Source organism: Janthinobacterium foliorum (assembly GCF_978021625.1).
The window spans coordinates 1-15,927 of sequence record NZ_CDXDQE010000027.1 but is presented as its reverse complement, the minus strand read 5'-3'; the positions used below and the strand labels follow the sequence as shown (position 1 = coordinate 15,927).

6 protein-coding genes and 3 pseudogenes are annotated in these 15,927 nt (G+C 65.2%); 1 reads left to right on the top strand and 8 read right to left on the bottom strand.

Features of this window, described 5'->3' with window-relative positions; all coding sequences use genetic code 11:
- From ACZ92H_RS29110 to ACZ92H_RS29075, 8 genes and pseudogenes are all read right to left on the bottom strand, one after another.
- Positions 1–337 (bottom strand): hotdog family protein (locus ACZ92H_RS29110; RefSeq protein ID WP_465052391.1); only part of this gene is annotated, 337 nt, incomplete at its 3' end.
- A 168-nt stretch (positions 338–505) separates the two neighbouring features.
- Positions 506–2,137 (bottom strand): annotated as a pseudogene (locus ACZ92H_RS29105) (type I polyketide synthase); the annotation flags it as partial.
- A gap of 264 nt (positions 2,138–2,401) precedes the next feature.
- Positions 2,402–3,343, bottom strand: a pseudogene (locus ACZ92H_RS29100) (methyltransferase); the annotation flags it as partial.
- Positions 3,344–3,834: 491 nt separating this feature from the next.
- Positions 3,835–10,134: an SDR family NAD(P)-dependent oxidoreductase gene (locus ACZ92H_RS29095; protein WP_465051929.1), complete on the bottom strand. Its 6,300-nt coding sequence runs from the start codon at positions 10,132–10,134 to the stop codon at positions 3,835–3,837.
- An 81-nt stretch (positions 10,135–10,215) separates the two neighbouring features.
- Positions 10,216–10,758 carry a chorismate--pyruvate lyase family protein gene (locus tag ACZ92H_RS29090; protein WP_465051928.1) on the bottom strand — a complete coding sequence of 181 codons (543 nt, stop codon included), beginning with the start codon at positions 10,756–10,758 and terminating at the stop codon, positions 10,216–10,218.
- A 67-nt stretch (positions 10,759–10,825) separates the two neighbouring features.
- Positions 10,826–11,677 carry an ACP S-malonyltransferase gene (fabD, locus tag ACZ92H_RS29085; protein ID WP_131378604.1) on the bottom strand — a complete coding sequence of 284 codons (852 nt, stop codon included), beginning with the start codon at positions 11,675–11,677 and terminating at the stop codon, positions 10,826–10,828.
- 77 nt (positions 11,678–11,754) lie between these two features.
- Positions 11,755–13,506 (bottom strand): carbamoyltransferase family protein, encoded by a 1,752-nt coding sequence (locus tag ACZ92H_RS29080; protein WP_465051927.1) that lies wholly within the window; start codon positions 13,504–13,506, stop codon positions 11,755–11,757.
- A gap of 69 nt (positions 13,507–13,575) precedes the next feature.
- A complete protein-coding gene (locus ACZ92H_RS29075; protein WP_465051926.1) occupies positions 13,576–14,868 on the bottom strand; it encodes an MFS transporter in 1,293 nt (430 codons plus the stop codon).
- Positions 14,869–15,095: 227 nt separating this feature from the next.
- On the opposite strand from ACZ92H_RS29075, the pseudogene ACZ92H_RS29070 reads away from it, so the two are divergent.
- Positions 15,096–15,365, top strand: a pseudogene (locus ACZ92H_RS29070) (hypothetical protein); the annotation flags it as partial.
- Positions 15,366–15,927 lie beyond the last annotated feature (562 nt).

The window sequence follows — 15,927 nt, the reverse complement described above, 5'->3', positions numbered from 1 at the left end:
GCGCCGCGTCCGGCACGTCCGGCAGCCCGGTCGCCGCGCCGTGCAGCAGGGTGCCGTCGGCCGTCTCGCTGTAGATTTCGATGCCGACCGTGCCATCCGCCTCCGGGAACAGGGCCAGGTGCACCTCCGCCGCCTCGCCCTCGCGCAGTACCAGCGGCTGCGGCCAGCGCACGTCGCGCAGCTGCCAGCCGTGCTGCGCGCCGCCCGCCTGCGCCAATGCCGCCCGCGCCATTTCCAGATAGGCCGCCGCCGGCAGCATGCGCCGGCCAGCGATCACATGCTCGGCCAGGAAGAATTCCTCGCCGCTGAAGCGGCTGCTGAAACGGGGACCAGCCATGTCGGAGGTATTGCGCTGCAACAGCGGATGCAGCCACCCGGCCGCCGCTGCCGCTCCTGCCGCTGCTGCCGTGGACGGCGCGCCCGGCGCGATCCAGTAGCGCTCGCGTGCAAACGGATAGCATGGCAGGCTGATCCTGCGTGGCGGCTGCGCGCCGTGCAGCGCGCGCCAGTCGAAGGCCATGCCCTTGACCCACCAGGCCAGCAGCTTGCCGTACTTGCCCTTCGCCACCCAGGCATCGATGGCGCCGGCCATGTCCTCGTCCGCCGCCAGCGCCGCCTGCACGCCGTCGCCGGCCCGGCTCACGTGGCAGCCCGCCGCTGCGCCCTCGCCGGCCAGGAACGCCTGCAGCTGCACGCGCAGCTGCGCCATGTCCTGCGCCACGCAGGCCAGCCGCTCCTCCATCGCCTCGCGCCCTACCTGCAAGGTGTACGCCACGTCGGCGATGTCCGCGCCCTCCTCCTCCAGGCGCGCCAGCGCCGCCAGCAGCTGCCCGGCCTGCGCCCGCAGCCGCTCGGCGCTGCGCGCCGACAGCACGATCAGCGCCGGCAGCGCGGCCCTGCCATGCGCGGCGGCGCCTGGCGCGGCCACGTATTCCTGCAGCACCAGGTGGGCGTTGGCGCCGCCGGCGCCGAACGAGGAAATGCCGGCGATGCGCGGATAGGTGCGCAGCACGCCATCGACCTGGACGCTGGGGCGCGTCCACTCCGCCAGTTCCTGCTGCACCGTGAACGGCGTGGCGGCAAAGTCGATGTTGGGATTGAGGGTGCGCGCATGCAGCGACGGCACCAGCTGCCCGTGGCGCATCTGCAGCAGCACTTTGGTCAGGCCGGCGATGCCGGCCGCGCTTTCGCAGTGGCCGATGTTCGACTTGGCCGAGCCGATCGCGCAGAACTGGCGCTCCTGCGTATCGCGCCCGAACGCCTGCGCCAGGCCGCGGATCTCGATCGGATCGCCCAGCGCCGTGCCCGTGCCGTGCGCCTCGATGTAGCTGACGCTGCGCGCATGCACGCCGGCACGCCGCAGTGCATCGGCAATCAGCTCGGTCTGCGCCAACGGATTGGGCACGGTATAGCCATTCGTCTTGCCTCCCGCGTTGAGCATGCTGCCCTTGATGACGCCATGGATGCGGTCACCGGCAGCGATTGCCGCCTGCAATGGCTTGAGCACGACGGCGCCCACGCCTTCGCCATCGACGAAGCCGTCGGCGTCGGCGCCGAATGCTTTACAGGCATCGCCGGACGACAGCATGGCCATGGCGGACAAGCCCACGTAATGGCCAGGATCGAGTATCAGGTTGACGCCGCCGGCGATCGCCGTGGCGCACGTGCCGCTGCTCAGGCTTTCCACCGCCAGGTGCAGCGCCGTCATCGAGGATGAGCACGCCGTGTCGACCGCCATGCTCGGCCCATGAAAGTCCAGCAGGTAGGACACGCGATTGGCGACTGACCAGTGACGGGCGCCGCCGGCATAATTTTCATTCATCACGCCGACAAAGACACCCACGGCGCCATCGTGCGCCAGGCTGGCCGGCGTATAGCCGGCGTCTTCGATGCTGTGGTAGGCCTCCTCCAGGAACACCCGTTCCTGGGGACTCATTTTTTCGGCTTCGTAAGGCGAGATATTGAAGAACAGGGGATCGAAGCAATCGGCGCCATCGATGAAGCCGCCCCACTTGCTGTAGCTTTTATGCGGCGTATCGCGCCTGGCGTCATAGTGCAGCGCCACATCCCAGCGCGCGGCTGGCACTTCGCTGATGCAGTTTTTTCCCGCTTTCAGGTGTGCCCAGAACTGTTCCACATTGTCCGCGCCGGCATAGCGGCCGGCCAGGCCGACGATCGCGATGTCCAGCGCCCCGCCAGGCACGGCGGGTGTCGGTGCCGCGGCGGCTGGCGGCGCAACTGGGGCCGCTACCGGCGCGCGCGGCGCGTCCGCAAGCTGCGGCGCGGGCGACTTTTCCAGACCCAGCCATTTGGCCAGTGCTTCAGGTTGCTGCGAGGTGAAATGTTGGACCAGCGCATCGATCGTCAGGCACTCGAAGAACAGCGTGCTGCCCACGTCGTCGAACTCCAGGCGCAAGGCATTGGTCAGCTGCACGATAAGGATGGAATCGATGCCATATTGCGCCAGTTGCGCGCTCGCATCGATCTTGTGCAGCGGAACGCGCAGGGTATCGCTGATCAATTTCTTGAAACGTGCCACTGCCGCTTCCGCCAGCCGTGGATCAGCGTCCGCGCCGACGGCCGCCGGGGCACGCTTGGCCGTGGCGACGGGGACGTGTGTTACCTCCGCCTGCGGCTGCACTTGCCTTGCCATGCCATCGCTGGTAGCGGCAATGACTTGCTGGCCCAGGCCGTGGCCGCGCCGCGCGGGAAAGGCAACCTCGCGGAATCCTTCCTGCCTCAGCACCGTCTGCCACCCCTGCGCCGACAAGGCCGGGCAGCCGGGCATGCGCAAGGCGCCATCCTCGTACAGCCACCAGCCGTCGAGCAAGCCAAACGTCAGATGCGTGAACAGGTCCGCGCCGCTGATCTCGTTCAACAGCAATACTCCGCCGTTGCGCAAGGCAGCCTTGGCATTGCGCAGGCTGGTACGGATATTGCTCGTGGCGTGCAGCACATTCGTTGCAACCACAATATCATACACGCCGGCCTCGATCCCTTGCGCCGCGAGCGGCATGCCGACGTCGAACAGCTTGTAGGTCAAATAGGGCTGGGCCGGGCCGTACTCCTTTTCCGCATGAAACAGGAAGGCCTTTGACACATCCGTATAGCAGTACTCCGCCACCTGCTCCTGGTAGGGACGCAAGCGCGCGAACAGTTGCGCGCTGGTGCCGCCGGTGCCGGCGCCGATCTCCAGAATCCGGATGCCGCCTGCCTTTCCCTGGCGCCTGTGCCGCGCGAGACTGGCAACGAGCGTATCGGCCAGCACCGTATTGAAATAGTCGGCCAGGGCATTGCCCTTGTAGACGCCCTCGACGAGGGAGACGGAAGAATCGGGAAACATGATCTCGGTGGCCGGCACGCTGCCGCGCAAAATCGCCGGCAGAGCACGCAGTGTCGCCTCGCTCAGCCGTGCCCGCGCCTCCAGGTCGGCACAGTCGAGCCACGCGGCGCGTCCCAGCGACCAGGCGTGCCACGCCTCGGCGGGCGCCGGTGCCGGTACGCCACCTGCGCTATAGCCTTGCGCATCGCTGTGCAGGTAGCCCAGCGCGGCCAGCATGCGCAGGCTCTGCTCCAGCCAGCGTTCGTACTCGGGGCGCAGGCACAGCAACTGGCGCGCCTGCGCGACGCTGGCCTGCTCCAGGCAATCGAGTCCCATTGCGGCAAGCTCGCTCCACAGCACGCTGGCCAACGCTTCGTCGAAACTGTCCATCAATGGCGGGCGGCCGGGCACACACGCCTGGGCGCCGTTCAACACGTCCTTGTGCTGCTCTGCCAGATACTGCGCCAGGCGCTGCAAGTTATTTTTTTTAGGCAACATTTTTCGCTATTCCGCTAAGTGGAAGGGGTAGAGATCACGGCATCGTCCGATGCCAGCATGCGGGCCATCTCGGCGGTATCCAGGTCGAGTGCATAGTCTTGGCGCAGGCGCTCCACCAGCGCATCGAGCAAGGCCGGCGAGAGCGTGTCCGCGGCATCGCCGGGCGCGCATGCCGTCCGCTCGCGCAATTGCTGCGTCAGGCGCGATAGCATGGCGTGCACCTGGTCCAGCAGCGCCTCTTCTGCGCCATCGTCCGGCGTGCCGTCCGGCGGATACACGCTGAGCATTTCCGCAGGCACGGGGGCCGGCTCCGCAGTCTTGAGGAAAGCCATCTGCTGCGGCGTCCCTTGCAACAGGCTGTCCAGGGCCAGCATGCCGTCCTCCGGCTCGATCGAGGCAAAACCCATCTGCGCCATCCTCTCGCGGTAAGCCGGCGAGGCGACGATGCCGACACTGCCCCAATAGCCCCAGTTCATGACTTTGACGGGATATGCGCCGCTGCGCCCCAGCTGCAGCCCGAAGGCATCCTTGAAGGTACAGCCGGCGGCATAATTGCTTTGGCCGGCGGCCTTGGAAAAGCTTTGCAATGAGGAAAAGAACAGCATGAAATCGAGCGCTTCCCGCCCGAACACCTGTGCCAGGCGCACGCTCACATCAACCTTGGCAGCCAGCCCGTCGCGGAAGCGCGCCTCGTCCATGTTGCCCAGGCTCTTGTCTGCGAGCACGATGGCCGCGTTGACCACGCCATCCACGCGGCCATGGCGCTGCAATATCTGCCGGTACGCCCGCTCCAGAGCCTCGGCATCGGCGGCATCGGCAGACAGATACTCTGGCGCGGGGCCCCACTGCGCCAGCGCATCGATCTTTTCCTGTATCTGCGCGTCGAGCGGACGCCGGCCGATCCAGACGATGTTCGCCGCGTGGCTGCGCAGCATGTGCGCGCTCCAGGCGGCGCCGATGCCGCCTGCGCCGCCGATCACGACATAGACCCCCGCCTGGCGGTAAGGGCTGGCGCCGCTGACAGGCATGTCGCCGGGCAGCAGGCGCTGGCGGTAACACAGGCCGGCGCGCCAGACCAGCGCATTGCCATCGGCATCGCAGGGCCAGTCCATGACGTGTGCCAGCGCAGGCGCGCCATCAACGGGCAAATCGACCAGGCGCACGGGCCAGTTCGGATACTCCTTGGCCATCGAGCCGATCAGGCCATGCACGCTGGCGTGCGCCGGGCGGATTTCCTCGTCCGCATGCAAGGCCTGCGTCTGGGTCGTCAGCACCGTCCATTCCAGCGCGCGCGCGCCATAGCCCAATGCCAGAAGCGCCTTGATCAGGCGGAATCCGCCCAACACGCCTTCCTGCTGCGCCGCGATCAATTCCTCGTCATGCGGACCGCATGTTTTTTGCAGCGGCACGCGCCAGACGATATGCTCGAACTCGCCCAGTTGCGCCAGGCTGGAGGCGAGCACGCCTGCCTCGTCCGCTTCCATGTTGCCATTCCACGCCTGCGCTTGCGGATGGTGCCGGCGCAGCGTCTCCAGTTCGCCCGGCAAGGCATTGACCAGCAGCACGCGCTGTGGCGCGGGCGGTACCATGGCGCCCGCGCTGACGGCATCCCACACGGGATACAGCGCCTGCAAACCGTCGCGGACGGCAGCGGCAGGCGCCGGCTGGCTGGCAGCACGCATGGCCAGGCCGCGCAGGCGCACCGCCACCCGCCCCTGCACGTCGCACAGGTCGATATCGTATTTGCTGACCACCGATCCCCCCGCCCGCCGCAATGCCGTCCACATGAGCGAATCGCACGGGGCAAATATCTCCAGGCTGTCCAGGGCGAAGGGCAAGGCCGGGCTGGAACCGGCCGGTACGCTCTGCATCAAGCCCAGCGAGGCATGCAGGGCCGCGTCGAGCAGGCTCGGATGCAGCCGGTAGCCACCGGGATCGGCGGCGGATGCCGGCAAGCCGAGCTTGGCGAGCGCCTGCCCGTCGCCGCAGTGGATGGAACGCACGGCCCGCATGGCGGGGCCATAGTGGATGTCCATGCCTGCGTACGCCGCATAGCACTGTTCGGCAGACCATTGCCCAACGGCGCATTGTTGCCGCCAGTCATCCAGGTCGAGCGGCACGGGGGCGGTGCGCGGGCCGAGCCGCACGCTGCCCTGGCTATGCAGCACTTCGCCTGCCTGCGGGTCCTGGCTGCAGATGCGGAAATCGATGGCGCCATCGCTGCGCGCGGCCAGCAGCACGTGCACTTCGAGCGGCGTTGCAGCCACTACCACCGGCCGCAGCCAGGCCACGTCGGCCAGGCCGATGCCGGCCCCGGCATCGGCGCCTGACGCCAGCAAGGCCGCTGCGCAAGCCATTTCCAGCTGTGCCACGCCGGGCAGAAGGCGCTGGCCTCGCACGACATGGTCGGCGAGGAAAAATTCGCTGCCGCTGAACACGGCGCTGTAGCGCTGAAGGCCAAGGGCCGAAGTATTACGGTGCACCAAGGGATGCAGCCAGGCGACGCTGGCGGCGGCCGGCCGTGCGGCTTCGATCCAGTAGCGGTCCGCCGCGAAAGCATAGGTCGGCAAGGCCACGCGGCGCGGCGCCGGCGTGCCATGCAGGGTGCGCCACTCGACGGATGCGCCCTCGATCCAGGCGGCCGCCAGGCGTTCCTCGGCGGAGCTGCCGGACGGCGCGGCGCCCGGAACGTGGAGGCCCGTGGCCGCGCCGCCAGCCAGCCAGTCATGCAGCTGCGCACGCAAGCCATCGCGGGAAACGGCCAGCACGACCAGGCGGCTGGCCATGGCGGCGCGTCCCACCTGCAAGGTGTAGGCGATATCGGCCAGCCCGATGCCGCTCAGCTGACCACTGTCGAGCGCCGCGCACAATTGCCTGGCTTGCCGCCGCAAGGCGTCGCTATCGCGCCCTGACAGCGGCACCGCGTGCAAGCGCTCATCGTCCGGCTGGCGCGCAGCCTGGTCTGGCGGCAGGTGTTCCTCCACGACGACGTGCGCGTTGACGCCGCCAAAACCGAAGGAGCTGACGCCCGCCAGGCGCGGCCTGCGCGCCTCCCCCGCGGCCACTGGCAGCCACGGCTGCGTCTGGGTACCCAGGCGGAACGGACTCCCGTCGAGATCAATGAAGGGATTGCGCCGGGTGAAATGCAGCATGCCCGGCAGGACGCCGTGCTGCAGCGACAGCAGGACCTTGAGCAGGCCAGCGATGCCGGCCGCCGATTCGCAGTGGCCGATATGCGTCTTGGCCGTGCCAATCACGCATGACGCAGGCACGACATCCACGCCCGTGTCGTCCTGCAGTTGCTGGAACGCTTCGCTCAGGGCTTGCACCTCGATGGGATCGCCCAGCGGCGTGCCGGTACCGTGCGCCTCGATATAGCCAATGCCGTCCGGTGCCACCTCCGCCTGGCGCCAGGCATCGCGGATCAGGCGCTTTTGCGCGTTCAGATTGGGTGCCCTCAGCGAGTTCGACTGTCCATCGTGGTTGACGCAGGCGGCCCGGATGACGCCATAAATCCGGTCGCCGTCGCGCAGCGCATCCTCATAGGGCTTGAGCAGGACTGCGCCGTAGCCCTCCGCGCGCACGAAGCCGTTGGCTGTGGCGTCGAACGACTTGCAGCGGCCATCGGCAGCCAGCATGCCGGCGCTGTGGCTGGCGCAGTAGATGCGCGGCGACAGAATCAGGTTGATGCCCGCCGCCACCGCCACGCTGCAGTCGCCCCGCTCCAGGCTGTCGACCGCATGGTGCACGGCCACCAGCGAACTGGAACAGGCCGTATTGACCACCTGGCTGGGACCGTTGAAATCGAACCAGCGGGAGACCCTGTTGGCGATCAGGCTCATGTGCATTCCGGAATCCAGATAGGCGCCGTACAAGGCGCGCAAGGCGGGACGGTTGCTGGCCAGGTCGAGGTAGTCGACGCCGTGCGCGCCGACGAACATGCCCACGTCGCGGCCCTTGAATTCGCGTGGATCGTAGCCCGCGTGTTCGAACACGCTCCAGCTGAGTTCGAGCAGCTTGCGCTGCTGCGGGTCCAGGCATTCCGCTTCCAGCGGGGCGATGCCGAAAAAATCGGCATCGAAGGCATCGACGCCATCGATGAAGCCGCCCCATTGCGGAAATGCGGTCGATGCCAGCGAGTCGGCAGTACCTTCGGCCTGGGCAAACCACGCCGCGCGCTCGGCCGGCAGCGGCGTGATGCCGTCCACCTCGTGCACCAGATTGTCCCAGAAACGCTGCGGGTCGCTTGCCCCGCCAGGGAAGTGGCAGCTCATGCCGATGACGGCAATGCGCGACGGTCCCTCGGTGCGGCGCTTGCCCGCCGGCGCTGCAGGAAGCGCGCCGCCACCGCCGTGCTCCGCTTCGCCAGCCACCTGCCCGTGCAGATAACGGGCCAGGTCCTCGAAGCTGCGGTACTTGAACAGCAAGGTGGGTTCGAAGCGCAAGCCGAACACGACTTCGATCTGGCGCGCGACCCGGATGTACTCGACCGAGTCGAGACCCAGCTCCGCCAGCGAAGCGGCCCGCTCCAGGGTAGCTGCGTCTATGTCCAGGCAGGCTGGCAGGACCTCGGTACGCAATCTTGCCAGCACCGCCGGCGGCACGCCGGGCTGCGTGGCCATGGCCGGATGCTCGAGCGCGGCGCGCTGCCGCACCCGGTGCCGCCGCCGCTGGCGCAAGGCTTGCGCAAGATAGGCCTGGCGGCACTGGCTGCGCTGCATCTTGCCACTGGGCGTGGCGGCGATCTCGCCCGCTTCCACCAGGCACACTTCGTGCACTTCCACGCCATGCTCCGCCGACACTTGCGCCACGATGCGCCGGCACAGCGCCTCCAGATCCGCCTCGGCGACGGCCTCGGCCACTTCCTGCACGATCACCAGCCGCTCCTGCCCCTCCGCCTCGACGGAAAAGGCCGCCACCGGCAGGGCCAGCTCCGGTAGCGCGTCGCGGATACTGGCTTCGATATCGGCAGGATAATGATTCTTGCCACGCATGATCATCACTTCCTTGATGCGGCCCACCACATACAGCTGGCCCTCATCGAGGAAACCCAGGTCGCCCGAGCGCAAATAAGGCGTGTCCTCCCCCGCCGGCACAACGCCGAACTGTTGCGCCGTCTCGGTGTCGCGCTGCAGATAGCCGGCGGCCACGCCGTCCGAGCGTATCCATATCTCGCCGATACGTCCTTTGGCGCAGCACGCCAGCGTGTCGGGATCGACGATGCGGATCTGCACGCCCGCCGCGCCCGGTTCCCCGCAACTGGCGGCGTGGCGCACGGCGGCGTCCGGTGCGGCGCAACGGACCTCGCCCTGCTGCACGGCCGCCAGGTCGAGGGCCAGGAAACGGGGGCCGCCGCGTTTCGCGCTGCGCGTTGCCACAGCGCCCGCCTCGGACATGCCGTAATGCGGGCACAACGCGCCAGCGTCGAAGCCTAGGGCGCTGAAACGCTCGGCAAAGCGGTCGCAGCTATCTTTGCGCACCGGCTCGCCGCCGCAAACCAGCACTTGCAGGGAATCGAGCAGAATGCCTTGCACTTCCTGCGCGCGTATCCTGGCATGGCACACATCGAGGGCAAAATTGGGCGCGCCCGTATGCGTGGCACGGTACTTGTCTATGGCCTGGAACCAGGCAGCCGGCGACGCGACGAAGCTGGACGGCGCCATCAGGACACTGCTTGCCCCTTGCGACAGGGGCGCAAGAATACCCAGATGCAAGCCAAAATTATGGTATTGCGGCATCCAGGACAGGACCCGGCTATCGGCGCACAATTGCCATTGCGCGGCACCGCCCGCGGCCTGTGCCCACAGGTTGCGGTGGCTGAGCACGATACCTTTCGGCGCGCCGGTGGAGCCAGAGGTATACAGCACCACGGCGGCATCGTCCTCGCAGCGCGCGCGCGCCGGCAGCAATGCCGTGTCAGACACGCCCAGCTGCCCGATATCGACCAGGGGAATGGCGCACAGGCCGTCGAGCTGTGCTTTGGCGGCAGCGTCTGTCAACACGCAGATCGCCTGCGCATTGCCGCCGATACGGGCGATGGCCGCAGCCAGCGCGGCCGGATCGGCCAGATACGGCAGCGGCACTGCCGCCAGGTTGGCGTGCAGGCAAGCGAGCAAGCCTTCCACGAAGGCCAATCCCTGGGGCACGACCAGCAGCACCCGCTGCTGTGCCACGCTGGTCGCCTGCAGCGCGCTGCCGGCCTGTTGCAGCCGCCGCGACAGGTCCGCGCCGCGCACGCCAGGAACAGCCTGGGCCTGCAGGCCGTCTTCAAAGAAAAAAAGTTCTTTATCAGCGAACTGTTCAGGAAGATCCATGAAGTATCGGGTGGAAGCGGCCAAAATACATCTCCAGGCTATTGCGCAATGAAAGGATGGGCTGCCGGCATGCCGGCAGGCTTATTGAAAACTATCGAGTGGAAATTTTTCCGTGATGATGCCCATTGGCCGCGACTGTTGATGCAGCACATAGGTGCGCGACAACAGCGGCGCGCTCGGCGGCAAGCTGAAGTGCGCAGCCGCTTCGGCACACTGCTCCAGGCGCGAATCGATGATTTCACGGTACATTTCGCATTTTTCCTCGCGCCACAACAGGCCGATCGGCGCTTCCGTTTCCAGCAGCCGGTGCTGGATGGAGCGCGACAGCCGCTCGAAGACAAAGACCGATTCGGCATAGACATAGCTGGTCTGTTCGTCGACCAGCATGATCTTGCGATGCAGTAGAGACGTATTGGGCTGGCACTTCAGCGCAGCCGGCGCGGCGCCACGCCGCAATGCCTGTTCGATCTTGCGCGCACGGATGGGCTGGCCGGCATACAACACCAGCAATTCGGTGACGGAGCCATCGGTTGTCAGGAGGACTTTTTGAAACAGGCTCAACGAAGGATTGCCCGGCAAAATGGAGGAGCCGTCCTTGGGGACCCATTGCGTATTCATTTCCATGATTGTCATTCCAGTCGGGGTGGAAAAAAACGTCTATCGAACGGCGCAAGCGCCGCCGGGACAGCCATCAGCGCGCGGCCTGCTCAATTTCCTTGACCATCTTGCCAAGGAAGGTGGCGCCGATTTCCTGGTATTCGGTGACGCCCTGGCGCTGCAGGTAGCGGATGCTGTCGCTCCACAGCACCGAGTTGGCGATCTGCTCGCCCAGCAGGCGTGCCACCCCGCCGTCCGGATACGGGCGCGCGGTGGCATTGGCGACGACCGTCAGCCGCGGCGACTGGAACGCGAATTGTTCCAGGTAGCGCGCATACTGGCGCTGCACCTCTTTCATGTAGCGCGAGTGGAAGGGCGCGCTGACGTTGAGCGGCAGACATTGCACGCCCTCGCGGGCGAACAAGGCCTTGGCGCGCTCGATATCGGCCAATGGCCCGGCAATCACGAACTGGGTGGGGGTATTGAAATTGGCCAGGTCGATGCTGTCGATCTGCTGGTCGCGCAGTATCTGCGTTACCTTGCCAGCCGCCAAGCCCAGCACGACGGCCATGCCGCCGGGCGCCGCGCCCCCCATCAATTCGCCGCGCATCTTGACCAGGCGCACGCCGGTGCCGAAGTCGAAGGCGCCTGCGGCCAGCAGCGCGTTATATTCGCCCAGGCTGTGGCCTGCCACGAAATCGGCCTGCAGCGGATTGGCGGCATCGTCCCTGAGCGCGTAGTACGCCAGGGCGTTGACGATGAACAGCGCCGGCTGCGTATAGGCGGTCTGGCGCAGGAGATTGTCCCTGTCGTGCAGGCACAGGTCATCGATCGGATAGCCCAGAATTTCCGAGGCCAGTGCGGTTTCTTGCGGATAAGCTTCAAACAGGCCCTTGCCCATACCCTTGAACTGGGCTCCCTGGCCGGGGAAAAGTATCGCTTTCATGCGGTATCCAAGTGGCGAACGTGCCTACGGAGGCGGCACGTCGGGTTGCGTGATGGCGGGCTGCCTGCCCGCCGGGATTATTTCTCGATCAGCACGTCGTCAATGAACATGGCATCGAGGCCGCTGGTGAAAAACACGGCCAGTGCATCCTCCACGGAATGCGCGATCGGCTTGCCCATTACGTTGAAACTGGTATTGAGCACCAGGGGAATATCGGTCAGCCGGTGGAATTCACTGATCAGTGCGTGATAGCGCGGGTTCCATTCGCGCTTGACCGTCTGCAGACGGCCGGTGCGGTCTTCGTGCACCACGCCAGGCACGCGGCCGATCACGCTGTGGCGAAATGTCAGGGTGCGCTCCATGTAGGGCGACTCCTGGTAATCCTCGAAAAAGACAGGTCCATGTTCGTGCAGGATGGAGGGTGCAAAGGGACGGAATTCTTCGCGGAACTTGACGCGCGCGTTGATGGTTTCCTTCACCGAGGCGCGGCGCGGGTCGGCCAGGATCGAGCGGTTGCCCAGGGCGCGCGGGCCGAATTCGGCACGCCCCTGTACCCAGCCGATGATCTTGCCTGCAGCCAGCAATTGCGCCGCGCGGCGGGGAGCATCGCCGTTGCATTGCACCAGCTTGCCAATGCCGCCAAAACGCACCACATTGGCCAGGATTTCCGGGTCCATGCTCGTCCCCAGATAGGGCGAGAGGAAGGACGAACGGGGCGGCGCCTGCGGGTGATCTTCGTAATAGGCCAGCAAGGCCGCGCCAACGGCGTTGCCGTCATCGCCTGGCGCGGAAAAGACATGCAGCTGCTGGAATGGCGTATTGGCCAGCACCTTGCCGTTGGCCGATGAATTGAGGGCGCAGCCGCCTCCCAACACGAGCTTGTCGGAAAAGCCGCTGCCATGCAGATTGCCGAGGAACTCGAACAGCACTTCGCTGAACACCTTCTGGCCCGCATGCGCCAGATCCGCATACTCGATGGCCGGCTGCTTCGGCCGGCGGCGCATGGCATACAGTTTTTGCTGCAGCTGCATCATCCGCGCCGCCGGCGCGAACTCGATCTGCAGGCCCTTGACGCTGATCATTTCACGCAGCAAGGCGTACAGTTCCGGATCATGGCTGCCGTAGGGTGCCAGCCCCATCACCTTCCACTCTTCGCCCGACATGCTGCCGAAGCCGCAAGCCTCGCATATCATGCCGTAGAACAAACCGAGGCTGGCCCAGCCGCCTTGGCGTTCCTGCTTGATCTCCGAAATCCGGCCCGCGCTGTATTGAAAGCAGGCGAAAGAGCCGCGCTCGCCAAAGCCGTCGAGTACAGCGCACAGGGCGCTGTCATAGCCGCTGCTGTAACAGCCTGCGGCGGCGTGGGTCAGATGGTGGTCGAAATGGCGCCGGCGCACCGCATGCCCTTCCCAGGCATCGCTTTGGCTCAGTTCATATTCAAGCAAGTGGCCAGGATGTTCCGTCATCGCCAGCTGCGAGCGGAAGAAGAAATTCTGCCCCGCCAGCTGGCGCCTTACCAGCGGCGATAGTTCGCCGAAAGCGCTCGCATATTGCTCGGCGCTTTGCGCCGTGCTGGCCAGGCCTTGCCGCATCAGCTCGGGCGTCTGATCGCTCCAGCTGAAGGCAAACACGATTTCCGCGGCGGGGTCGCAATACTGCTTGACCAGATCGGCTGCCCGCTTGAACAGGTCCGGCGTGACGCCGATGGAACGCTTGCACTGCAGATAGCGCTCGGTGGCCTCGGCAAACAGCACCTCGCCATGCTCGTCCACGATGGCCATGGCGGAATCATGGAAGGAATTCGCAAAACCGATGTAGTTTCTTTTCATATGCAAATACTCCAGAACACTTGACAACGTCGGCCGCACACCGCGCCGTTGGCGCGGCGGCAACCGGACTCAAGACAGGGAACGACCGTCCGAAATGGAACGCATCGGCGAGAAGACCAGCGCAGCGAGGGCCACGATGATCAGCAACGCGCCGCTGATGGCAAAGACCTGAGGCAGACTCATGCCGCGCATGGCCCAGCCCGTGATGGCGGCCGAGATCGGGCCGATGCCCATGAAGATAAACATGAACAGGCTCATGGCGCGCCCCATCAGTGCCGGTGGCACGCGCCGCTGGGTCCAGGTAAAGACGGCGATCTGGATAAACCCGCCCAGCATGCCGATCAGCAGCAGCAATACCGCGCCCTGCCAGCTGGCATGGATCAGGCCCATCGGCATGAACAATGCGCCCACCAGGCAATCCGTCAGCAAGATGGTCAAGCCCAGGCTACCAAAGCGCACGTTTGGATTGATGCCGGAAATAATCATGCCGGCCAGCGTGCCTGCGCCATGCGCGCCCATCAGCCAACCGAATGCCGCCGCGCCATGGTCCATCTGGTTGGCAATGACGGGCAAGGCAACCTGCATGGGACCGCCAATGAAAAAAGCGATTGCCGCGAAGTACAGGAAGCTGGTGCGCAGGCTGACGTCGTTCCAGCAAAAGCGCAGGCCCTCTCCGACCAGCTTGAACACATTCGGATGGCCATTCGGCCCAGCCGGCTGCGGCTGCCAGCGCACGTTGACGCGCGCCAAGGTCCAGGCCGACAACAGGAAACTGACGGCATCGCAGACAAAGGCCAGCGCCATGCCTTTGGCGTCGCCGGTCGTGCTTGCCTTCGCGTCGCCCATTCGTGCGATCAGCACGCCTGCAAGGATGGGACCGACCAGCATGGTGAGTTGGCGCAAACTCATCAAAATGCTGTTCGCCACCTGCAGCTGTTCACGCTTGACGATGTGGGGGAAAATTGCGGTCGCCGCGGGAATGCTGAACGCGGTGGCAATGCCGATCGCAACGGCCAGCACGTAAACCATCGGCAAGGTCAAGTTACCGTTCTGCAACAGGCCGGCCAGAATCAGCAGCAGGGCCATATTGATGTACTTGGTCCACATCAGCACGCGCTTGGGCGAATAGCGATCGGTCAGCGCGCCGCCAATGAGCATGAACACCGCGCGCGGCAATGCGGTCAGTGCCAAAACCGTGCCAACTGCAAACGGATCCCCTGTCATTTTCAAGACCAGCCAAGGCAGGGCAATCAGCGAGAACTGATCACCCAGCATGGATAACGCGGCTCCGCTGAGAAACCAGCGGAATGGTTGATCCCGAAATAGCGCGGCGCGCGGATTGTCATTTTTTTTGTCGGTCATGGAAAGCTTTCAGGAAATACGTTGAAAATATTTGCCATGGCGAAGCAAGCGCAACGGCGTCTGGCAAGCCCGGCAACTACAGCTCGGGAAGTGTGCCGCGATCTTTGCCCGCAGATAACTACCCGTATTGGTAGGGTCGGCCCGCCGTTGGGCGCTTGGGGGGAAGCGCAAGCATGGCGCCCGCTGGATGGCGCCCCTGGGGTGGGCGGGCCGACCTGCAGCAGCGCCTTATTACCTGTGGACTCGATCCGCACTCCCCCATCGCCGAGAAATGGGCGGCGATTGCCGAGCGCCTGATGCGTTTTCCACGTCATCTCTCGCAGCATCCGGACGGCTTTGTCATTTCACGCGGTCCGCTCTCCCGCCTGGTGCCGATTGAAAACGCCGCCATGGCAGAGCGCACCGTGATTCAATGGGATAAGGATGACATCGATGAGCTGGGCCTCCTAAAAATCGACATCCTAGCGCTGGGCATGCTGTCGTGTATCGCCCGTACCTGCGCAGCATACCCAGTTCATCGTCTTGCTGAGGGAACATTGGCTGGGTTGGCGACAGCGGATGGGTTGCAGTGGTGCTGCGGCATCGTACTAAGAAGTCGCTGTTTATCGTCCCCCCTGCCCTATCGTTCTTAACGGGACAATCTGCTGGTTCATCAGCTTCAGTGCAATCGAGTGCACTACTGTCTCAAGCTGTCCCGGTGTACGACGACGGCGTTTGTGCCCTGTCTAGATACCAGCGGCCTATATCCGCGGGACTGCGTGGTGCTCACTGTAGGCAAAGCCAGCATCCATGAGATATCACACTACGCGTGGAGAGATGTATGTTCCGTCGCTGGCAGTCCTGCGAGACACTAGGTGTGCGATCTCGGCATTGCTCGATCCAACGACGAGATCGGGGCTGGCCTGTCTATGTCCCCCGCCCTGCAGAGACTCTGTAGTGGTCAACCCATCCCGGACACTACGTTAAGTTTTTCTTCGGTGACGGCCGGAGCCAATCCCTCATTGAACTGATGTGGCCGTATCCAGTTATACCGGTGCATCAGGTAGTGGCTAATATCCC

Coding starts and splice junctions, on each gene's coding strand:
- ACZ92H_RS29095 (WP_465051929.1), bottom strand. CDS start 10,134: ATGGATCTTCCTGAACAGTTCGCTGATAAAGAACTTTTTTTCTTTGAA.
- ACZ92H_RS29075 (WP_465051926.1), bottom strand. CDS start 14,868: ATGACCGACAAAAAAAATGACAATCCGCGCGCCGCGCTATTTCGGGAT.
- fabD (WP_131378604.1), bottom strand. CDS start 11,677: ATGAAAGCGATACTTTTCCCCGGCCAGGGAGCCCAGTTCAAGGGTATG.
- ACZ92H_RS29090 (WP_465051928.1), bottom strand. CDS start 10,758: ATGGAAATGAATACGCAATGGGTCCCCAAGGACGGCTCCTCCATTTTG.
- ACZ92H_RS29080 (WP_465051927.1), bottom strand. CDS start 13,506: ATGAAAAGAAACTACATCGGTTTTGCGAATTCCTTCCATGATTCCGCC.